The sequence below is a fragment of the Vogesella lacus genome (assembly GCF_979366295.1).
This window is the reverse complement of record NZ_CEETQT010000055.1, coordinates 1-255: the sequence shown is the minus strand read 5'-3', so window position 1 is coordinate 255 and position 255 is coordinate 1. Positions and strand designations below refer to the sequence as shown.

Sequence of the window (255 nt, the reverse complement as noted above, 5' to 3'; positions counted from 1 at the left end):
GACACCAGTACCGTTCCGCAACTTCGTGGCACAGGCGCGTCTGGGCGTGAGCCAGGCGGAGCATGAGGCTTATTTCCGCAGTCTGCTGGGTGACGTGGACGAACCAACCGCACCGTTCGGCCTGACCAACATTCAGGGTAATGGCGCCGATGTGCGTGAAGTGCGCCAGCGGCTGGATGACGATCTGGCGCTCGCCATCCGCCAGCAGGCGCGCCGTCATGGCGTAAGTGCTGCCGCGCTGTGCCATCTGGCGTG

At 64.7% G+C, this 255-nt stretch carries 1 protein-coding gene; it reads left to right on the top strand.

Annotated features, from left to right (window positions below):
• Positions 1-255 (top strand): hypothetical protein (locus tag ACZ9W6_RS17700; protein ID WP_465192498.1); only part of this gene is annotated, 255 nt, incomplete at both ends.